The sequence below is a fragment of the Enterobacter sp. Li2LvB3 genome (genome assembly GCF_056156645.1).
This window is the reverse complement of sequence record NZ_JBSICG010000005.1, coordinates 24,260-45,920: the sequence shown is the minus strand read 5'-3', so window position 1 is coordinate 45,920 and position 21,661 is coordinate 24,260. Positions and strand designations below refer to the sequence as shown.

Genomic DNA, 21,661 nt, shown 5'->3' with positions numbered 1-21,661 from the left:
CAAAAGTCGATATCTATGAAACAGGTACTTTTTATTCGTCCCGACAGCCGCGAGGACGGGAAACTATGGTGGTGCGAATCCGGTAGCCAGCAGGTTGAAGCGCTGGATAACCTGGCAGCACTCAGCTCACTTGCCAGTCATCCTCTGGCCGCTCGCGTGTGCTTATTGCTCCCGGCGAGCGACATGATCTTCCGCCACTTTACGCTACCTAAAAAAGGCATGGCATCGCCGGGCACGGCGTTCTCATGGATGGCGGAAGAGACATTAATTGGCGAGGTGGACAACCTTCACTGGACGGTGCTTAACAAAAAAGGGCGTGAAGTGGATGCCGTGGCGATCGATGCCACGCGCCTGCGCCAGTGGCTTGCCTGTTTTCGCGAAGTGGGCTTAAACGTCATCCAGGCGTTACCGGATGCCTGGCTGCTGCCTTGCACCACGGGCGGCAGCACGGTTGTTGCACTGGAAGATAACTACTGGCTGCGTCTGGCTCCGGCTTCTGCCTGCGAGGTGGACGGCGCACTGCTCCCGATGCTGATGCAGAAAACGGGCGAAGGCGAAGTGCGTTGCTACGGTGATGTTCCGCACGGTATTGACGTGGATGAATCTTTGCCGTGGCAGCACCCGCTGGCGCTGATCCAGCCCCAGTGGCAGGCTTGTAAGATCAATGTGTTGCACGGCGAGTTCAGTTCGCGGGGCGCGCAAAAAGGGGTAACGAAAGGCGTAAAGGCGATGATCGTTGCCGCCGGTTTGCTGTCGCTCGGCTTGCTGTTAGGCCCGCGTGTGGCGATGGCCTGGATGCTGGTGCAGGAAGAAAACCAGGTTCAGCAGGAGATTGTGCAGGTTTACCAGCACCACTTCCCCAGTATGCGTCAGCAGACCAACATCAAATACCATTTTGGCCAGAATATTAAGAAACAGCGTAAGGGGATCTTCCTGCAACTGGATGAGCTGGAAAAAGCGAAACAGGCCGTGCCGTCGCTGGAAATTAATGCACTGGAATATGATGCGACGCAAGGCGTTCTGACCCTGAGCGTCAGTGCGGAAAGCCCGCAGGCATCACAGGAGTTCGTTAACCAGACGCGCGCTAATTTTGATTTTGCTCTACAGCCAGTTTCAAAAGAGGCGCCTTATACCGCGATGATCACAGGGAAATATAAATGAAAGAACGAATCGCGCAGCTGAAATCGCGTTACCAGAATTACAGCGCCAGAGAAAAAATAATCTTAAAAGTGTGTGCTGCCGCAATAGGCTGCGCCGCGGTGTACTACGCCGGAGTGATCCCGCTGGATAATATGATTCAGGGCAGTAAATCAACACTGGCCCGACAAACGGAGACCCTGAACTGGATGCGTGTCGAAATTGATAAAAACCATCTTCAGATGCTTCAGGTTAAAACGGATAACCCACGCAGTGTTGTGGAAAATAGCGCTCATGAGATTAATTTATCGCTCAGTGATGTGCGCCAGGATGGGCAGACATTATCGTTCGTGGTGAGCCGGGTGAATGTTTATGAATTAAAAAACTGGTTGCGTGAAATCAATCAGACTTCGGGAGTCCGGTTGCAGAAAATGAACCTTACCCCTGTTGACCATATCAGCGATGTCAAAGCCGAAATTCAACTGACCTGGATGAAAATAACATGAATACCTTCGCACTGATCCGGGAGGTTTACCCTGTTGGGTTTCCCGTAATGAGTGCGGTGTTAGGCGCAATTACGGGCAGTTTTCTGGGGGTTGTGGCAGAGCGCGTGCCGGCAATGGTGATGGAAGACGAGGGATGCGGCAATCTACTGTTCCCGGGCTCTCACTGCCCGGTGTGCCAGCATTCGCTGAGGGTTTGGGAGAATATTCCGCTGCTGAGCTGGCTGTTTCTGCGCGGGCGTTGCAGCCAGTGCCGCACGGCGATCCCGCTGCGCATCTTCCTGATTGAGCTTTTCACCGCGCTGTATTTTGGCACAACGGCCTGGTGTGTACCTGATGTGCAGGCACTGCTCGCGCTCTGGCTGCTGGCCGCATTTCTCCTGCCGCTGGCAATGATTGACGCGCAGCATCAGTTACTGCCCGATTGCCTGACGCAGCCGCTGTTGTGGGCGGGGCTCCTCTTTCATACGTTCGACCATTCTTTGCCATTGCGCGATGCGCTTTTTGGCGCAGTGGCGGGGTACCTTTCGCTGTGGCTGGTGTACTGGGCTTTTCGCCTGGCGACGGGGCGCGAAGGGCTGGGATACGGTGATTTTAAACTGCTGGCGGCGCTGGGGGCATGGTGTGGCTGGCAGGCATTACCTTCTGTTGAGCTGATCGCGGCAGTAAGCGGCATTATTGGTTATTTCATATTTAATAATTTAAATAAAAATAACCAAACTATTTCTTTTGGCCCTTATTTATCTGTTGCAGGCATGATTGTTTTTGTCGGGCAGGTATTCTCTGTCACATTCTAAATGTACAGGTCAAGATTTTTTGAAATTTTTTTCGACGGGGAAATGAAAGGCATCTGCTTTTTATTCCGTGTATCGTAATAAACATAAAATAGATGGAGTGGAGCGTGTCTCTTTAACAGAGGGATTTTTCAGGTAGTAAATATTTATAGTAATACCCCGCAAGTTATATTGTTTTAACTATTGCATGTAGAAAATTCCATGTCTTAAAGGAAGATATGGGTCATTTAATTACGAATAAATTTATCAGGAAACAAAAATGAAATTTATGAAGCCTAAATATCTGGCACTTTTTGTTGCAGCGGCATCCGGCTCTGTATTTGCCGCCGCGCCAGGTACGCCTTCAATCAGCAGTGGCAATGATAAGTTTGCTATCGTTGAAGTTGACCAGGCCGCACAGGATTACGGTACTCTCGTTAAAGTGCACAACGATGGTGTGGATGTGAAGGTTGAGTGGAACGTCTGGAGTGGCGATGCGCCGACCACCGGTAAAGTTCTGCTGGACGGTCAGACCGTTTGGTCTGGTGCAGCCGGTGCGTCTGGCTCTGCAACCTTTAAAGTCAAAAAAGGTGGCCGCTATCAGGAACAGGTTGAACTCTGTAACGCCAGCGGGTGCTCCAAAAGCGCAAGCAAGCTGATCATCGTTGCCGATACTGACGGCAGCCACCTGCTGCCGCTGAATGTTCCTCTGCAAGAGAACAACAAAACCTTCGCGCAGCACACCGATATAGTGGTGGGGGCGTATTTCCCCGAGTGGGGCGTGTACGGTCGTGAATTCCCGGTGGACAAAATCCCGGCATCTAACCTGAACCACATCCTGTATGGCTTCATTCCAATCTGCGGCGGCGACGGCATCAACGACGGTCTGAAAACCGTTGAAAATGGTAACAGCTTCGCGGCCCTTCAGCGCGCCTGTGCGGGCCGTCAGGACTTCACCGTGGCCATTCACGATCCGTGGGCTGCTCTGCAAAAACCGCAGTCTGGCGTGACGAACTGGGACGACCCGTACAAAGGTAACTTTGGTCAACTGATGGCGCTGAAAAAAGCCCATCCGGATCTGAAAGTGCTGCCATCTATCGGCGGCTGGACCATGTCCGATCCGTTCTACAAAATGAACGACACGGCGATCCGTGCACGCTTCGTGGCCTCTGTTAAAGACTTCCTGAAGACCTGGAAATTCTTCGACGGCGTAGATATCGACTGGGAATTCCCGGGCGGCGGCGGCGTGAACGAAACGTTGGGTAATCCTCAGCAGGATAAAGCCACCTACACCGCAGTGATGCATGACCTGCGCACCATGCTGAACGAGTTGTCAGCAGAAACCGGTCGTACCTATGAGCTGACCACCGCAATTGGTTCCGGTAAAGATAAGATCGAAGACGTTGACTACAACACGGTACAGCAGTACCTCGACCATATCTTCCTGATGAGCTATGACTTCTACGGCGCGTGGAGCAACACTGAACTCGGTCACCAGGCGGCGCTGCACGTACCAGCATGGCGTCCGGACACCAACTACACCACCTCTAACGGCGTCGATGCGCTACTGGATCAGGGTGTGCAGCCAGGTAAAATCGTGGTGGGTGCGGGCATGTATGGCCGCGGCTGGACAGGTGTGCATGGTTACACCGGCGACAACCCGTTCACCGGTACCGCAACGGGCGCAGTGAAAGGCACCTGGGAACCGGGCGTAGTTGACTATCGTCAGATTGTGAACGAATACAAAGGCAAGCCAGGCTGGGAATACGGTTATGATGCGGATGCGGAAGCACCATACGTCTTTAACAAATCTACCGGCGACCTGATCTCTTATGAAGATGCCCGTTCGACGACTGCGAAAGGCAAATACGTGCTGGCGAAAAGCCTGGGCGGCCTGTTCTCCTGGTCTATCGACTCTGATAACGGCGACATCCTGAATGCGATGAACGAAAGCCTGATGGGGGGCTCAACGCCTGTTGAACCTGTCGTCACCAACCATGCGCCAGTGGCAGCGGCAGCGGATCAGTCCGTGACCGGCCCGGCAACGGTAACCCTGGATGGCTCTGCATCCACCGATCCAGATGGCGATGCAATCACCTACAAATGGACTCAGATTTCTGGCTCCAGTGTAACCCTGACCAACAGCAACAAAGCGAAAGCGAGCTTCTCTGTTGGTGCTGTGACCAGCAACCAGACTCTGGCGTTCCGCCTGACCGTGACTGATGCCAAAGGCCTGAGCAGCACCGCTGACGTCCAGGTTCTGAACAAAGCACCAAAAGCCAACCAGGCACCGGTTGTTAACCAGATGCAGACGGTGAATCTGGAAGCAGGTCAGTCTTACGCGCTGAACGTTCAGGCTGCGGATCCGGATGGCGATGCCCTGACCTATGCGTGGAGCGTTCCTGCTGATATGAATGCGACCGGTACTGACACCGCGAACGTGAACATCACTGCACCGGAAGTCACCTCTGATTCTTCCTACACCCTGAGCGTGGTGGTGAGCGATGGTAAAACCAGCGTTCAGTCCAACGTACAGGTTAACGTGGCGCCGAAAGCGACCCCGGTCGTTCCATCTGACGAAGGCACTACGCCATCTGATGAAGGCACGACTCCGGCAGATGAAGGCACTACCCCAGCAGACGAAGGTACTAAACCGGCTGATGAAGGCACTGCGACCGGCAGCTGTGATACCCCGGTTGATGCCAACGCCAGCAAATATGCTGCGTGGGAATCCAGCAAAGTCTACAACAATGGCGATATGGTAAGCGCTGATAATCTGGTATGGAAAGCGAAATACTGGACTCAGGGCAACAAGCCAGGCTTTAGTGCAGATGCATGGGAACTGGTAAGCCAGGTGAAAATGAACTGGCGCGCTGACACCGTCTACAACGGCGGCGACAAGACGACCTACCAGGGCTTCGAGTACCGCGCAAAATGGTGGACTCAGGGCGACAAACCAGGCAACAGCGATGTATGGGTGAAAGAAGGCGCGTCAGCAGACTGCAAATAATCTTCTGAGCCTGAAATTGTGGGTGTGATATCCGCCCACAATCACTGACCACGCCCCGCTTCGGGTGTGGTCAGTAAATTCAAATACGTTAACAGGATGTGTGTAAGGAGAATAACGATATACCACGCCGGGTGAATAATGAAGCGTTTACTGTTGCTGTTATTAATATTGAGTCAAAGCGCATGTGCGAATTGCTGGAATAAGGCGGCCCATTATTATCATGTCGATCCTTATCTGCTTTATGCCATCGCCAATGTGGAATCAGGAATGAATCCATATGCTGTCGGGAATAATCATGACGGGACGCACGACGTTGGATTAATGCAAATTAACAGCTCACATTTCCCAGAACTGGAAAGGCAAGGCATCGATGAATACCGCCTGATGACGGAGCCCTGTACCTCCATTATGGTTGGTGCATCTATTCTCTCAGGAATGATAAAGGTTTATGGATATAACTGGGAAGCTGTGGGTGCGTATAACGCCGGGCTTAAAAAGGAAAATTATCCCAAGCGTATGATGTACGCCCATAAAGTCTGGTCGAAGTATCAGCAATTAAAATCTGAGACACACGAGAGAAATAACTGGTGAGTTTTTTCTTTTTTGAAGCGTACTCCTCAGTATTCTTCAGAAAATGAAAAGCAGCTGTCTGGAGCTTATTTATTAATGGATTAATAAATAAGCTGGGATTTTAACTAACATAATCGTATTTAACAGGAATAACCGAGATGAATAAAAGGACATTACTGAGCGTATTGATTGCAGGGGCTTGCATAGCACCTGTTATGGCTCAGGCCACCATGCTGAAGGCAGAAAGCAGCGAGCCTTACACCATGAAAGCCAGCGATCTGACGAAAAAAGAGAAAGAACTGACGGATTTTCCGCTGATGCAATCTGTGAAGGATACTATCCGTACGCTGGACAACGCTTCAGTTGAGCAGATTGAGCCAGGCCGCGCTTCCAACCCGGAAAACGTTAAACGCGTAGAAGGGATCCTGAAAGAGAGCGACTGGGAGTACTTGTTCCCGCTGCGCGCCAAAGATTATAGCTACAGCAATTTCCTGAAAGCCGTTGGTAAATTCCCGGCGCTGTGCGACACCTACAAAGATGGTCGTGATAGCGACGCCATCTGCCGTAAAGAGCTGGCAACCATGTTTGCTCACTTTGCCCAGGAAACGGGCGGTCACGAAAGCTGGCGTCCTGAAGCCGAATGGCGTCAGGCATTGGTTTACGTGCGTGAAATGGGCTGGAGCGAAGGCCAGAAGGGCGGTTACAACGGCGAATGTAATACCGACGTCTGGCAGGGTCAGACCTGGCCGTGCGGGAAAGACAAAGACGGTGATTTCCTGAGCTACTTTGGTCGCGGTGCGAAGCAGTTGTCCTACAACTATAACTACGGTCCGTTCTCCGAAGCGATGTATGGCGATGTTAAAGTTCTGCTGGAAAAACCAGAGTTGGTTGCGGATACCTGGTTGAACCTGGCGAGCGCCATCTTCTTCTTCGCTTACCCACAGCCGCCAAAACCAAGCATGTTGCAGGTGATTGACGGTACCTGGCAGCCAAACGATCACGATAAAGCGAATGGCCTGGTCCCTGGTTTCGGCGTGACGACCCAAATCATCAACGGTGGCGTTGAGTGTGGCGGTCCGACTGAAATTGCGCAGTCTCAGAACCGTATTAAGTACTACAAAGAGTTCGCTAACTATCTGAACGTTAAGGTTCCGGCTGACGAAGTACTTGGCTGCGCCAACATGAAGCAATTCGATGAAGGCGGCGCGGGCGCGCTGAAGATTTACTGGGAACAGGACTGGGGATGGAACGCAGATACACCAGACGGCAAGACCTATGCCTGCCAGCTGGTGGGCTACCAGACACCATTCAGTGCGTTTAAAGACGGCGACTACACCAAGTGTGTGCAGAAGTTCTATAACGTGAACATCGTGAATGACGACGGTTCAGCGAGCACACCGGATGAAACCCCGACGCCAGTACCGGATGAAACCCCAGCGCCAGTGCCGGACGAAACCCCAGCGCCAGTACCTGATGAAACCCCGGCAGCGGTAAACCACGCGCCAGTGGCGCAGATTGCGGGTCCAATTGGTGCCGTTGAAGCGGGTGCGCAGGTTTCTCTGAGTGCTGAAGGTTCTACTGACGAAGACGGTAACAAACTGACCTACACCTGGCGCTCTCAGGATGGCCAGACCGTGACCGGTGAAGACAAAGCGGTTGTGACCTTTACCGCGCCAGAAGCGGCGACAGCGCAGCAGTACGAAGTGAGCCTGACCGTCAGCGATGGTGAGCTGAGCAGCAGCACCACCTACTTGCTGAACGTGAAAGCGAAAGCGGCAACGCCATCACAGGATGAAGGGACTTCCGGCTCTTACGCTGCATGGAGCGCGAACAGCAAGTACAAGGCAGGCGATATCGTGAACAACCACGGTAAACTGTTCCAGTGCAAACCGTTCCCGTACAGTGGCTGGTGTAACAATGCCCCGGCATACTATGAACCAGGCGCAGGTCTGGCATGGTCTGATGCCTGGACGGCTCTGTAAAAAACAAACGGCAACCTTTGGGTTGCCGTTTTAGTGTTTGTACCCTCTCCCCGTGGGAGAGGGCCAGGGTGAGGGCATCAGGTCGCACCCGTTTAATTATCGATGCAGCTTCCCGTGATCCCGCAACCATGCCGCCGTACGGATAATCCCTTCATCCAGCGTCACAATCGGCTTATAACCCAGCTCGTTCTCTGCGCGCGAAATATCCAGCGTGAAATCAAAGTTCAGCTTAGACACGCCGTAATGCGTCAGGGCAGGCTCTTTGGCGGATTTATTCCCAAAACGCTCCATACTGCGGGCAATCATATCCAGCATTGGGTACGGCACAGAGCGAATACGGCAGTTGATTTGCAACTCGTCAATCAGCCGCTGAACAATGCTGCGAAGTGTGCAGGGCTCACCATTGGTGATGTTATACGCACGGCCAGACACCAGCTTATCGCTATCCGGCTGGCTTGCCAGCCACATGGCGTGAATGGCGTTTTCGTAGTAGGTCATGTCCACCAGCGCATCGCCGCCACGTGGCAGCAACACGCTGCCGTAGTGGTGCATCATCTGCGCCAGGCGCGGGATAAACACTTTGTCGTGTGGCCCGAACAGGCTTTGCGGGCGCAGTACGGTAAACCGCGTATGCGGGTTAGACTGCGCCAGCAGGTCGATCACCTCTTCACTGGCCGCCTTGCTGCGGGCAAACTCACAGGCAAAACGTGCCGGGCGGAAATCTTCCTGAATATCGCGATGATGGTGATAATCGAAATAGAGCGACGGCGAGGAGATATGAACAAAGTTACGCACGCCCCAGGCAACGGCCCATTCGCCCAGACGACGTGTGGCGCGTACGTTGGCAAGATCAAAGGCCTCCTGCGTACCCCAGGGAGAGGTAAAGCTGGAGCAGTGCCACAGCGTATCGATACCGGCGAGCATCACTTTCGCCTGTGAGGAAACCAGTTCCGTCAGGTCGGCATGAACAAATTCTGCGCCCATTTTTTGCAGCAGCTTGCCCATCGCCTCGTTGCGGCCGGTAGCTCTGACGCTAACGCCTTTGTTGCGCAGAAACTCGACCGCGTTTCGGCCTAAGCCGCTGGTTGCACCGGTAACCAGTACCTTCATATCGATCCACTGTGTTGAAAAAGAATTTCGTGCGCATTCTTCCGTGAATTACGCCTGTATGCAATGGGAAAGGTGAAAGAATAAGACTTTTATTTAGATCTTTTCCTTCTTTTGTTCTGCAAGTTGCGCAATGCGTTTTGCCATTCCCCGGAAGATAAACAGATGCGCCGGGATCATCAACAACCAGTAGAACAGGCCCGGCATTCCATGCGGATGCCACCAGGCCCGAACGTCCAGTTCACGGTGGCTGCCTTTATCTTTCAGGGTAAAACAGAGCCGCCCAAGCCCGGGCGCTTTCATGCCAAACAGCAGCGCCAGCTGCTTTTCGGGTTCAACGATGATTACCTTCCAGCTGTCCACGGTATCGCCCACGTTAAGGTACGGATGAGCCGGGCGACCTTTTGCGAGCTTATGCCCAATCAACAGATCCATTGCGCCACGGGTTTGCCAGAGAATATTGCCAAAGAAATAGCGCTCTTTGCCGCCAATCTGGTTAATCACTTCCCAAAGGGCTTCCAGGCTGGCGGCGGTTTTCACCGTACAGCCAGCCTGTTTCGGGTAGTAGCCGTACTCCGGGCGCCAGCGGGCGAAAGCCTGGGCGTCGTAGCCCCAGTCGCTGGAGTTCACCAGTTTTTCTTCTTCTTTGAGTGTGTTGCGTACAGCATCATCAAAACGGATCAACGTTTGCGGGATCAGCGTGCGAAGCTCACGATCGTCAGCCAGAAGATCGTGCTTTAGCCCCTGGATCAACGCTTTTGCCGTAGTTGGCGGCACTGAGGTAATGACATTCAAAAACCATACGGAGATCCAGCGGGTCGGGAAGGGGATGGGGAGCAGCCAGCGATGGCGGCCGCTGACCTGCATGAAATGTTCGAATTGTTCCTGATAGCTCAACACTTCCGGGCCTGCGGCTTCCAGCACCCGATGCTGGTCAGCGGGGTGCTCCAGCAGAGACACCAGATAATGCAGCAGGTTTTCCAGCGCAATGGGCGTGGTACGTGAGCGCACCCAGCGTGGGGGGGTCAGCACCGGCAGGTTATAGACCATATCACGCATCACTTCGAAGGCGGCTGAACCGGCCCCGACGATGATCCCCGCCCGCAGTTCGGTCACGGGGATCCCGGCACTGCGTAATGTTTCCGCAGTCAGCTGACGTGCGCGCAGGTGATCGGATTGCTCATGAACAGGCGCCTGGAGAGAGCTTAAAAAAATCACCTGTTTAACTGGTGATTGCAGCAGGGCATCGCGAACGTTCATCGCTACCTGGCGCTCATGGGCGATAAAATCACCGCCTTCGCCCATGCTGTGCACCAGATAATAAAGCGTGTCGACACCTTCCAGCAGCGTAGTCAGACCTTGCGGCCAGTTTAAATCTACGCTGTGGCAAGTGACGTTCGGCAGGTTTTGCTTTTGCAGGCGTTCAATACTGCGTGCCGCAGCCAGCACCTGATGGCCTTGCTGGCTTAATACCGTCGTCAGGTGCTGGCCAATATAGCCACTGGCACCCAGCACCAGAATACGTTGCGGCACGTTACGCTCCTTTGTTAACGCTGTAAAAATGCCTGCCAGTGGCTCACCACCTGGGTAAGCTGCTCACGGCTAACATCAAGATGCATCACCAGGCGCACAATCGGAGAGGCATTCAGCAGAACGCCGCGCGCCTTCATAAATTCGCCCAGCGCGGCCGCGTTATCCTCGCCCACACGAACAAACAGCATGTTGGTGTCGTGACGCATCACGTCTGCACCAATTTCACGCAGTTGCGAAGCCATCCAGGCAGCATTGTCGTGGTCGTCTTTCAGACGCGCGACGTTGTTTTTCAGCGCATACAAGCCCGCGGCAGCCAGGATCCCGGCCTGACGCATTCCGCCGCCGGTCATTTTACGCCAGCGATTTGCACGCTTAATGTAATCCGCATTGCCCACTAACAGTGAGCCAACCGGCGTGCCCAGACCTTTGGAGAGGCAGATAGTGAACGAGTCGCAATATTGCACGACCTCTTTCAGTTCACAGCCATACTCCACGATGGCGTTAAAAATACGCGCGCCATCAACGTGCAGGCCGAGTTTGCGTTCGCGGGTGAATTCCCACGCCGCTTTCAGGTATTCACGCGGCAGTACTTTGCCATTATGGGTGTTTTCCAGGCTTAGCAGTTTTGTGCGCGCGAAGTGGATGTCGTCGGCTTTGATTTTTGCGGCGACCTTATCGAGCGGCAGGGTGCCGTCAGGCGCAGCATCGATCGGCTGTGGCTGAATGCTGCCGAGCACCGCCGCACCGCCCGCTTCATACAGGTAGTTATGCGCACCCTGACCGACGATATACTCTTCACCACGCTCACAGTGGCTCAGTAGCGCCACCAGGTTTGCCTGGGTGCCGGTTGGCAGGAACAGCGCGGCCTCTTTACCGCTTAACTCCGCCGCGTAGCGTTGAAGTTCGTTTACCGTCGGGTCATCGCCGTACACATCGTCCCCGACCGGGGCGGCCATCATCTCTTCGAGCATGGCGCGCGTCGGGCGGGTAACGGTATCACTGCGTAAATCAATCATGGCAAGTCCTTATATTTAAAGAGGCGTGCCAGATGTTTTACCTGAGCCAGTTGGTTTTTGCCAGTTCGATTACCTCGTCACCACGGCCATTAATGATGGCGCGCAGCATATAAAGACTAAAACCTTTGGCCTGTTCCAGCTTGATCTGCGGCGGGATAGCCAGCTCCTCTTTGGCGACCACCACGTCCACCAGTACAGGGCCATCGAGTGAAAATGCGCGTTGTAGCGCCTCGTCCACGTCGGCGGCTTTTTCCACCCGAATGCCGGTAATGCCGCAGGCTTCGGCGATGCGGGCGAAATTAGTATCATGCAGTTCAGTGCCATCCGTCAGATAGCCACCGGCTTTCATCTCCATCGCCACAAAACCCAGCACGCTGTTGTTAAAGACCACAATTTTGAGCGGCAACTTCATCTGTACCACTGACAGGAAATCCCCCATCAACATGCTGAACCCACCGTCACCGCACATTGCCACCACCTGACGTTCCGGCGCAGTGGCTTTAGCGCCCAGCGCCTGTGGCATGGCGTTGGCCATAGAACCGTGGTTAAACGACCCCAGCAGACGCCGCTTGCCGTTCATTTTCAGGTAGCGTGCAGCCCAGACGGTAGGTGTGCCCACGTCACAGGTAAAGATGGCATCGTCGTCGGCGAAATGGCTGATCTGCTGCGCCAGATACTGCGGATGAATGGCTTTGTCGCTCGGTTTCGCCAGGTCGTCCAGCCCTTTACGCGCATCGCGGTAATCGCTCAGGGCTTTATCAAGGAACTTACGATCGGTTTTTTCTTCCAGGTGGGGCAGCAGCGCGGCAAGCGTCGATTTGATATCGCCCACCAGTGCCATATCTACCTTACTGTGTGCGCCAATACTCGCCGGGTTGATATCAATCTGAATGATTTTGGCGTCCGACGGATAGAACGGACGGTAAGGGAACTGGGTACCAAGCAAAATCAGCGTGTCGGCGTTCATCATGGTATGGAAACCGCTGGAGAAACCAATCAGCCCGGTCATGCCCACATCGAACGGGTTATCGTACTCCACGTGCTCTTTGCCGCGCAGGGCGTGGACAATCGGCGCTTTAAGTTTGCCGGCAAATTCCAGCAGCTCTTTATGCGCGCCCGCACAGCCGCTGCCGCACAGCAGGGCGATATTACTGGAGTAACGCAGCAGTTGAGTCAGCTTTTTCAGCTCTTCTTCGGTGGGGGTAACAACGGGCTGTGGCGCGTGATACCAGTGGGTGCTGGCGCTTTCAGGCGCGGCTTTCAGCGCAACGTCACCGGGTAGAACCACCACCGATACCCCGCGATTTAGTACCGCTTTGCGCATGGCAATCGCCAGCACCTGAGGGATCTGTTCCGGGGTGGAAACCAGCTCGCAGTAATGGCTGCATTCACGGAACAGCTCCTGAGGATGCGTCTCCTGAAAATAGCCGCTGCCAATCTCTGTTGACGGAATATGTGCGGCAATCGCCAGCACCGGAACATGGTTACGATGACAGTCAAAAAGACCGTTGATCAGATGCAGGTTTCCTGGCCCGCAGGAGCCTGCGCAAACGGCAAGCTCGCCGGTCAGCTGTGCCTCTGCGCCTGCGGCAAATGCAGCCACTTCTTCATGACGGGTTGGCATCCATTCGATGGTTTTCATCTTGTTCAGGCTATCGCTTAACCCGTTCAGGGAATCCCCGGTAACACCCCAGATACGTTTTACGCCAGCCTGTTCAAGGGTTTTTGCGATGTATGCAGCCACAGTTTGTTTCATGGTGATCCTTCTCCTGTTTGTGATACCGCCTACAAGCTTAGATGAAACTCGCCGCAACGCCCGATGGATCCCCCTTATTTAAAGGTGCTTTTCATTGGTTACTATTCGTCATAATCTGATGATACCTCGGGTAAAAACAGGAATAATTTCAGATGGTTAAAACAATGTTAATTGCTGTTAATAAAAAGCTGGCGTGCGACGATCTCGGCAAACTCTTGTTACGACTTGCCGTGGGTGGGCTGATGCTGTTTCACGGTCTGCATAAGCTGTTTGGTGGCGTGGGATTCATTAGCGGGATGCTGGTGGAAAAAGGGTTACCAGGGTTTATCGCCTACGGTGTGTTAATTGGTGAAGTGGTGGCCCCGGTGCTGGTTGTTCTGGGTCTTTTCACGCGTCCGGCGGCACTGGTGCTGGCGTTTACGATGGTGATTGCGTGGCTGATGGTGGGAACGGGTAAAACCTTCGCACTGGATGCAGTTGGCGCATGGGCCATTGAAAGCCTGGTGTACTTCTTTATCGGCGCACTGGCAGTGGCATTTTTAGGGGCAGGGCGTTACGCAGTGGGGAAAGACCCCGCGTATAAGTAATCGGGGTTTGAAGTTGTAGGCCCGGTAAGCGCAGCGCCACCGGGCTGTCTTTTTTATGCGAGAACCAGGTCACCCTGCGGATGACACGAACACGCCAGCACGTAGCCTTCGGCGATTTCCGCGTCCGTTAACGTCATGGTGCTGGTGACGGTATAGTTGCCATCCACCACTTTTGTTTTGCAGCAACCACACACGCCAGCGCGACAGGCGGCAACAACGGGGACTTTGTTGCTTTCAAGTGCTTCCAGCAGCGTAGTGCCTACGCGGCCAAAGAAGGTCTGAGCCGGTTGCAGCTTCGTGAACTTCACGCCACTGGTCGCGGCTTCCGCCACCGGGGTAAAGAACTGCTCTTTAAAGAAGCGGCTAACGCCCAGCGCTTTCACTTCCTCTTCCACGATATCCATGTACGGCGCAGGGCCGCAGGTCATCACGGTGCGGGACGCGATATCCGGCACGCTTTGCAGCAGCTCACGGCTCAGGCGACCGGCAACAAAACCCTGTGTCGCGTTATTTTCAGCTACCAGCGTTACCGGGTAGTTACGCCATTCGTCGGCAAAAATCACATCTTCCGGCGAACGCACGCTGAAGATCACCTGCACATCGGCCTGCGGACGATTTTTTGCCAGCCAGCGACGCATCGACATCACCGGCGTAACCCCACAACCCGCTGCCAGCAGCAGGAATTTATCTTCCGTCTTATCATCACAGGTGAAATCACCCTGTGCATCAGACAGCCAGATATAATCCCCGCGCTTCACATCGCGGGTCAGCCACTGTGAACCCGCACCGTCATCAATCCGACGGATGGTGAGCGTAATGTATTCGCTCACACCCGGCGTAGAGGAGAGGGTGTAGGCGCGCAGGGTGTTTGTGGAATTGCGGACACTGACCAGCGCATACTGACCTGCACGGTACGGATAGTAGTCATGGCACAGCAGTGACAGCGTCCACACATCCGGCGTCTCCTGATGGATGTGATGAACCTGCATCCGCCACGGACATTGTGAGGTTGGCATCGTCATGAATCGCTCCTTATGCGCTCAGCAGCTGCTGCATATCTTCTTCAACGGTGGTGACCGAACGCAGACCGAATTTCTCGTTCAGCACGGCCAGCAGGTCTGGCGTCAGGAAACCTGGCGCAGTCGGGCCGGTCACGATGTTGGTCACACCCAGGGAGAGCAGGGTCAGCAGGATGACAATTGCTTTCTGTTCGAACCAGGAGAGCACCAGTGACAGCGGCAGGTCATTCACGCCACAGCCCAGTTTTTCCGCCAGGGTTACCGCCAGAATGATGGCAGAGTAGGCATCGTTACACTGACCGGCATCAACCAGGCGCGGCAGGCCTTCGATGTTGCCAAAGTCCAGCTTGTTAAAACGGTATTTACCACACGCCAGAGTCAGGATCAGGCAGTCTTGCGGGACGCTGGTGGCGAAATCGGTGAAGTAGTTACGTTCACCGCGCGCACCGTCACAGCCGCCGATCAGGAAGATGTGGCGCAGTTTTTCACGGCTGACCAGATCGATCAGGGAATCTGCTGCACCCAGCAGGGTTTCGCGACCAAAACCAACGGTGATCAGGTGTTCGATTTCGCTGTACGGGAAGCCGGCCATCTGCTGCGCCTGGGCGATAACAGGTGCAAAATCGTCACCTTCGAGGTGGCTCACACCCGGCCAGCCGACGATGCTGCGGGTCCAGATACGGTCATCATAGGCACCCACGGTTGGGTCAATGATGCAGTTAGAGGTCATCACGATTGGGCCAGGGAAGCGGGCGAATTCAACCTGCTGGTTCTGCCAGCCGCTGCCGTAGTTCCCGATCAGATGTTTGAATTTACGCAGTTCCGGGTAGCCGTGAGCAGGCAGCATTTCACCGTGAGTGTAGACGTTCACGCCCGTGCCTTCGGTCTGTTTCAGCAGGTTGTACAGATCTTTCAGGTCATGGCCGGAGATCAGGATACATTTGCCTTCGGTCGCTTTGACGTTGACCTGGGTTGGGGTTGGGTGACCGTAGGTGCTGGTTTCACCGGCATCCAGAATGCTCATGACTTTGAAGTTCATCTGGCCGATTTCCATTGAGCACTCCAGCAGAGCGTTCATATCGGAAGGCCAGGTGCCGAGCCATGCCATGATTTTGTGGTACTGGGCGTAGATATCGTTGTCGTACTGGCCGAGCACGTGAGCGTGTTCCATATAGGCCGCAGCACCTTTCAGACCGTACAGGCACAGCAGACGCAGGCCGAGAATGTTCTCGCCAATCGCCGCTTTGTCTTTGTTCGGGGTAAATTCTGCCGCCTGACGCTGCAAATCGCCCAGGTCGTCGCTCACCAGCTGAAGGCTGGCCATTGGGTTATCAACACGGGCATCCGCGTCTGCATTCAGGGATTGTGCTTTCAGCGCTTCGCGCAGGGCGATGGCTTCACGGGCATAACCGACAATGCGAGGGGAATCAAAGTTTACGTTCGTCAACGTGGAGAAAAATGCGCGGGGTGCAAAGCTGTCTACGTAGTGGTCGATAATGCCGTATTCACGGGCTTTAAACGCCCATGCAGAAAGACCTTGCAGGGCAGCAATCAGCAGGTCCTGAAGGTCTGACGTTTCTGCCGTTTTGCCGCACATACCCTGCGCGTAGGAGCAGCCATTGCCTGCCGGGGTACGGATGGTTTGTTCACATTGCACACAAAACATAATCACACCTGTTAAAGTTATATTTAATATACATCTTTAAGGTTATGCTTGTGCCAGAACGGTGAAAAGCCCTTTCTGCTACAAAATAGAGGGATATTGATTTAGCGCAATTTTGGCGGCAGACAGGCTACCGCCAAAGAAGTATCAGGCGGAGAAGAACGCCATCAAAACAGGAACCAGCAGGCTTAAAATAAAACCGTGCACGATGGCGGCAGGCACCATCTCCAGCCCACCCGAACGCTGTAATACCGGCAGGGTAAAGTCCATCGAGGTTGCGCCGCACAACCCCAGTGCGGTGGAGCGACTGCGACGCACAAGGCCCGGGATCAGCATAATGGCTATCAACTCACGCGCCAGGTCATTAAAGAAGGCTGCGCTGCCAATGACCGGGCCGAAAGATTCAGTGAGCAGAATACCCGACAGCGAATACCACCCAAACCCGGAAGCCATCGCGAGACCTGTTTTCAGCGGCAGGTCGAGAATAAAGGCATTAATCACACCTGCGACCATTGAACTGGCAATCACCACCACCGCAACCATCATTCCGCGGCGATTAAGGACAATCTGCTTCAGCGTCATGCCATTATTTCGCAGCTGAATACCGATCAGGAACAGGAGGAATATCAGGGTATATTCGCTGGCTTCTGTAGCGTGTTGTAAAAATGCCCATCCGGTTAATCCCAGAAGGAAACCCAGTACCACCACACCGCACAGTTTTAATGATTCCAGCGCCATTGCAATTCGCGAAGGCAACTTTTCCTGGTGGTGATGATTTTTCCATGGAATAGTCCGTTCGAGCCAGAACAAGGCCGCGATATTGCACAGCAAAATAACCACAACAGTCACGATGGAATAATGAAGGATTGCAAGCAGATTGACGGCCAGGTTATCCAGGAAAGCCAGGCTAATTCCCATAAAGAATAGAATGACGTAGACAATCCAACTGAGGAAGCGATTGATGAGCCTTAATGCTGATTCACGATGAAGCGGAATAAGGTAGCCCACAATCAGGGGCAGCAGAATGATTAAGAGTCCTGAAAACATGAACAGCCGGGTCCTTATGGGTATCTGTTGAGCGCCAGAGACACTACCCAATAAAGGCCGTCCAGTAAAGCGGCAAAAGAAAGCCGGGTGAGGCTACTCCTTACCCGGCTTGTGTAGGTGGTGCGGTCTGATGCCCTCACCCCGACCCTCTCCCGGTGGGAGAGGGAGAAAACAGTTAATCGCGCTTTTCCAGCAGAGTGCGGTAGAGCACGCCACCCAGAATACCGCCGATGATTGGCATCACCCAGAACAGCCACAGCTGCTCAAGCGCCCAGCCACCCTGGAAAATCGCCACGGCGGTACTGCGCGCCGGGTTTACCGAGGTATTGGTTACCGGAATAGAGATCAAGTGGATAAGCGTCAGAGCCAGACCAATGGCAATGGGCGCGAAACCGGCGGGTGCATGTTTGTCTGTTGCGCCGTGAATAACCAGCAGGAAGCCTGCGGTCAGCACAATTTCAATGACGATGGCTGACATCATGGAGTAGCCGCCTGGAGAGTGCTCACCAAAGCCGTTAGATGCAAAGCCGCTGGCTGCTGCGTCAAAGCCTGCTTTACCGCTGGCAATAACATACAGAACACCCGCAGCAATAATGCCGCCAATAACCTGTGCAACAATGTAGCCAATAACGTCTTTTGCCGGGAAGCGACCGCCAGCCCACAAACCTAATGTCACTGCCGGGTTAAAATGACCGCCAGAAATATGTCCAACCGCAAACGCCATGGTTAATACGGTTAAGCCAAATGCCAGAGCCACACCGACAAAACCAATCCCTAATTCTGGAAATGCTGCTGCCAGAACTGCGCTGCCGCAGCCACCGAACACCAGCCAGAATGTACCAAAACATTCTGCCGCTAATTTTCTGAACATAACCACCTCAATAATAAATTTCCGCACACTTTCCCGCATACGGGTTATATCGTCATAAAGGGATGACGACTCAAAGAGTCATTATTTTAGAAACCAACAACACCCCTTCGCCACTTAAATAAATTCGATAAATTTGATTTAAGGCAATGTGATGTCAATCCTTGTTCAAAATGAAGGTTAATACAGCATAGTCCACTTCTCGGGCGGTAGTATCTTGTGTGGTAATTCCTATTTCAAATGAAACGTTGCGGGGAAATTCTGATTTTTTCGTGCGGCTTCGGAATAACTGAGGTGTATTACAGTGTTATGCAGGGCTTCCTCCCGCTATACTCCTGATAACTTGAAGGAAAAAGCGACCTATTCGCGGGGGATTTATGCTTCTCGAACGTGTGGATATTGTGGGATTTCGCGGTATTAACCGCCTGTCGCTGACGCTTGAGCAGAACAACGTTCTGATTGGGGAGAACGCCTGGGGTAAGTCCAGTTTGCTGGATGCGCTCACGTTGCTGCTGTCACCGGAGGATAAACTGTACCACTTTGTGCACGATGACTTCTGGTTTCCTCCGGGCGATGTTACGGGGCGTGAAAAGCATCTGCATATTATTCTGACGTTCCGGGAGGCAGAACCGGGCCGACACTGTGCGCGCCGCTTCCGCCCGATGTCGCCGTGCTGGGTTCCCTGCGATGACGAATTCCACCGTATCTTCTATCGCCTGGAAGGCGAGCTGGGCGAAAACGACACCGTGTTAACCCTGCGCGAGTTCCTTGATGGGAAAGGTAACCCCATTCCGCTGGATAACATCGACGAACTGGCCTACCACCTTATTCGCCTGACACCGGTACTGCGTTTGCGCGATGCGCGATTTATGCGCCGTATCCGTAACGGCACCGTACCGAATATGCCGGAAGTGGAAGTCACCGCACGTGAACTGGATTTCCTGGCACGCGAGCTGGTTTCTCGCCCGCAAAATTTAACCGACGGCCAGATTCGTCAGGGTCTCTCGGCGATGGTGCAACTGCTGGAACACTACTTTTCCGAGCAGGGGACCTCGCAATCTCGCAACCGCCTGATGCGCCGCCGTTCTCATGATGAACAGCGAAGCTGGCGGTATCTCGACATTATCAACCGGATGATCGACAAACCCGGTGGGCGCAGCCACCGGGTGATCCTGTTGGGGCTATTTTCCACACTGTTGCAGGCGAAAGGCACTGTCCGGCTGGACAGGGACGCCCGTCCGTTGTTGCTGGTGGAAGATCCTGAAACCCGTCTGCATCCCATTATGCTTTCCGTCGCGTGGCATTTACTGAATTTGCTGCCGCTGCAACGCATCACGACCACCAACTCCGGGGAACTGCTGTCGCTCACGCCCGTTGAGTACGTCTGCCGTCTGGTGCGCGAATCCTCACGCGTTTCTGCTTATCGGTTAGGGCCGGGTGGGTTAAATGCGGAAGATGGCCGCCGCATCGCGTTCCATATCCGCTTTAATCGCGCCTCATCGCTCTTTGCGCGCTGCTGGCTGCTGGTGGAAGGGGAAACGGAAACCTGGGTCATTAACGAGCTGGCGCGCTTGTGTGGGCACCATTTTGATGCCGAAGGCATTAAGGTGATTGAGTTTGCCCAGTCGGGGTTAAAACCGCTCATCAAGTTTGCCCGTCGGATGGGAATTGAATGGCACGTTCTGGTAGACGGCGACGAGGCGGGTAAAAAATACGCCGCTACCGTTCGCAGCCTGTTGAATAACGAGCGGGAAGAAGAACGCGACCATTTGACCATGCTCCCGGCCATGGACATGGAACACTTTATGTATCGTCAGGGATTTGATGACGTTTTCCACCGTGTAGCGATGGTGCCGGTCGATGTGCCGATGAATTTGCGCCGGGTGATCGCGAAGGCAATTCATCGTTCGTCAAAACCGGATTTAGCCATTGAAGTGGCAACAGAGGCAGCGAGAAGGGGTGTGGAGTCAGTGCCAACGCTACTGCGGAAAATGTTCTCCCGCGTGCTGTGGCTGGCACGCGGGAGAGCCGATTAAGTGCGGCTTGCCTGGATAACCTGATCGGTCAGGCTATCCAGCAGCTCATAACGGCGGCGATACTCAGAGCGCTTTTTGCTCGCAATCTCTTCCATCGGTTTGCGCGGCATCGTGAGCGGCAGAACGAAGTTGCCGTTATCACGTTGCTCACCACCAATGGAAAGCCAGAAGCTGTCGTAATCTGCCAGCAGTTTGCCCTCTTTTTTCTTGCGATAACGCCAGCTGCGATAGATGTGGGTGGCGTTACTCACCGCGACAATCTGCTCAACCGGGAAAGCGGTTCCCAGCGTCATCGCGGTTTCAACCAGCAGACGTTTTGGGAACAGGCCGTGACAGGCTTTCGTCGCCCCCTGAATCAGCTCGTGAGGTACATGGGCTTTTGCACCCTGCAACCCGCCAATAAAGAGCGTGGATTTGCCTTCGAATTGACACAGTGTAAAAGTTATCTCAGCCAGAACGGTGTTCTGATGGTCGCAAAACGCCAGTGTCGCTTCACCTTCTTTATCGAGGAAGGCATCGGCGCACAGACGCACAGTAAATTGCTGTTCATCTTTGCCTGTTAGGGTCAGCAGCGTCATGCCGGGTTTAGACAAATAGCCGTTCATCAGGGTTGCCGGAAGATGGCGACTCATCGCCTGGTAATGCCAGTTGAGAGACTCAAGCGCGTGCTGGCGGGTCATATTGACCGTCAGCCACGGGCGATGCAGACGACACGGCAGACCAGGCTGCACCTGTAGCATTTGCATTAAGCGGGGTTGTTTTGCCAGGTTTGCCAGCAGACGCGCGGTGCTGAATGGCGTTGCCAGCGAACGTAACATGAATTTACGTCGATAAGAGGGGTTATGCCACGCAAGTCCGGGCGTGAGATTGCCAAACGCCAGGTTTTTGAACAGCTGCCAGCCGGATTTGGGTTGCGGCTGATGTGAAAAAGGTGTGTCGACGATGGAAGACATGATAGATCTCGCTTCTTTTGGCAGACCTTTATTTCAGCAGGAGGTATATCAACATCTCGTAAACAAATTGTGACGATTCCAGGAAACAGGGGTTTCGTTGA

Annotated in this window: 17 protein-coding genes; 8 read left to right on the top strand and 9 right to left on the bottom strand. The window is 53.9% G+C overall.

Features of this window, described 5'->3' with window-relative positions; translation table 11 throughout:
* The first annotated feature begins 15 nt into the window (after positions 1-15).
* From gspL to ACS603_RS05690, 6 genes are all read left to right on the top strand, one after another.
* Positions 16-1,161 carry a type II secretion system protein GspL gene (gene gspL / locus ACS603_RS05715; protein WP_315688224.1) on the top strand — a complete coding sequence of 382 codons (1,146 nt, stop codon included), beginning with the start codon at positions 16-18 and terminating at the stop codon, positions 1,159-1,161.
* Entirely contained in the window at positions 1,158-1,643 is a 486-nt protein-coding gene (gspM, locus tag ACS603_RS05710) for a type II secretion system protein GspM (protein ID WP_182060193.1), read from the top strand. Before gspL ends, gspM begins: the two co-directional genes overlap by 4 nt.
* Positions 1,640-2,437 carry a prepilin peptidase gene (locus ACS603_RS05705; RefSeq protein WP_474943908.1) on the top strand — a complete coding sequence of 266 codons (798 nt, stop codon included), beginning with the start codon at positions 1,640-1,642 and terminating at the stop codon, positions 2,435-2,437. The genes gspM and ACS603_RS05705 overlap by 4 nt, the downstream gene beginning before the upstream one ends.
* A 256-nt stretch (positions 2,438-2,693) precedes the next feature.
* Positions 2,694-5,423, top strand: a complete 2,730-nt coding sequence (locus tag ACS603_RS05700; RefSeq protein WP_474943907.1) for a glycosyl hydrolase family 18 protein — start codon at positions 2,694-2,696, stop codon at positions 5,421-5,423.
* 138 nt (positions 5,424-5,561) lie between these two features.
* Positions 5,562-6,014, top strand: a complete 453-nt coding sequence (gene iagB, locus ACS603_RS05695) for a type III secretion system invasion protein IagB (protein ID WP_182060196.1) — start codon at positions 5,562-5,564, stop codon at positions 6,012-6,014.
* Positions 6,015-6,151: 137 nt separating this feature from the next.
* Complete coding sequence (locus ACS603_RS05690; RefSeq protein WP_474943906.1) at positions 6,152-7,975, top strand: glycoside hydrolase family 19 protein; 1,824 nt, start codon at positions 6,152-6,154, stop codon at positions 7,973-7,975.
* A 96-nt stretch (positions 7,976-8,071) separates the two neighbouring features.
* Here ACS603_RS05690 and ACS603_RS05685 read toward each other — a convergent pair whose 3' ends face one another.
* From ACS603_RS05685 to poxB, 4 genes are all read right to left on the bottom strand, one after another.
* Entirely contained in the window at positions 8,072-9,085 is a 1,014-nt protein-coding gene (locus ACS603_RS05685; protein WP_182060198.1) for an NAD-dependent epimerase/dehydratase family protein, read from the bottom strand.
* 93 nt (positions 9,086-9,178) lie between these two features.
* Positions 9,179-10,615, bottom strand: a complete 1,437-nt coding sequence (locus tag ACS603_RS05680) for an SDR family oxidoreductase (RefSeq protein ID WP_474943905.1) — start codon at positions 10,613-10,615, stop codon at positions 9,179-9,181.
* Between the two features lie 14 nt (positions 10,616-10,629).
* Entirely contained in the window at positions 10,630-11,631 is a 1,002-nt protein-coding gene (ltaE, locus tag ACS603_RS05675) for a low-specificity L-threonine aldolase (protein WP_474943904.1), read from the bottom strand.
* 37 nt (positions 11,632-11,668) lie between these two features.
* Positions 11,669-13,387 carry a ubiquinone-dependent pyruvate dehydrogenase gene (gene poxB / locus ACS603_RS05670; protein ID WP_182060201.1) on the bottom strand — a complete coding sequence of 573 codons (1,719 nt, stop codon included), beginning with the start codon at positions 13,385-13,387 and terminating at the stop codon, positions 11,669-11,671.
* Between the two features lie 152 nt (positions 13,388-13,539).
* Between poxB and ACS603_RS05665 the strand changes: the two genes are divergently transcribed.
* Entirely contained in the window at positions 13,540-13,974 is a 435-nt protein-coding gene (locus ACS603_RS05665; RefSeq protein WP_474943903.1) for a DoxX family protein, read from the top strand.
* A gap of 53 nt (positions 13,975-14,027) precedes the next feature.
* Here the strand turns inward: ACS603_RS05665 and hcr are convergent, their stop codons facing one another.
* The 4 genes from hcr to aqpZ form a co-directional block, all read right to left on the bottom strand.
* Positions 14,028-14,996 (bottom strand): NADH oxidoreductase, encoded by a 969-nt coding sequence (gene hcr / locus ACS603_RS05660; protein WP_474943902.1) that lies wholly within the window; start codon positions 14,994-14,996, stop codon positions 14,028-14,030.
* Positions 14,997-15,006: 10 nt separating this feature from the next.
* Complete coding sequence (hcp, locus tag ACS603_RS05655; RefSeq protein ID WP_474943901.1) at positions 15,007-16,659, bottom strand: hydroxylamine reductase; 1,653 nt, start codon at positions 16,657-16,659, stop codon at positions 15,007-15,009.
* A gap of 144 nt (positions 16,660-16,803) precedes the next feature.
* The gene (locus tag ACS603_RS05650; protein ID WP_182060205.1) at positions 16,804-17,703 is read right to left on the bottom strand and encodes a LysO family transporter; all 900 of its coding nucleotides are present in this window, start codon (positions 17,701-17,703) and stop codon (positions 16,804-16,806) included.
* Positions 17,704-17,878: 175 nt separating this feature from the next.
* Positions 17,879-18,574: an aquaporin Z gene (gene aqpZ, locus ACS603_RS05645; RefSeq protein ID WP_014069553.1), complete on the bottom strand. Its 696-nt coding sequence runs from the start codon at positions 18,572-18,574 to the stop codon at positions 17,879-17,881.
* A gap of 374 nt (positions 18,575-18,948) precedes the next feature.
* Here aqpZ and ACS603_RS05640 point away from each other — a divergent pair, with 374 nt between their 5' ends.
* On the top strand, positions 18,949-20,607 hold the full coding sequence (locus ACS603_RS05640) for an ATP-dependent endonuclease (RefSeq protein ID WP_182060206.1): 1,659 nt from the start codon (positions 18,949-18,951) through the stop codon (positions 20,605-20,607).
* On the opposite strand, the gene ACS603_RS05635 is transcribed toward ACS603_RS05640, so the two are convergent.
* Entirely contained in the window at positions 20,604-21,560 is a 957-nt protein-coding gene (locus tag ACS603_RS05635; RefSeq protein ID WP_182060207.1) for a VirK/YbjX family protein, read from the bottom strand. The two genes, ACS603_RS05640 and ACS603_RS05635, sit on opposite strands and share 4 nt — an antisense overlap.
* Positions 21,561-21,661: the final 101 nt, after the last annotated feature.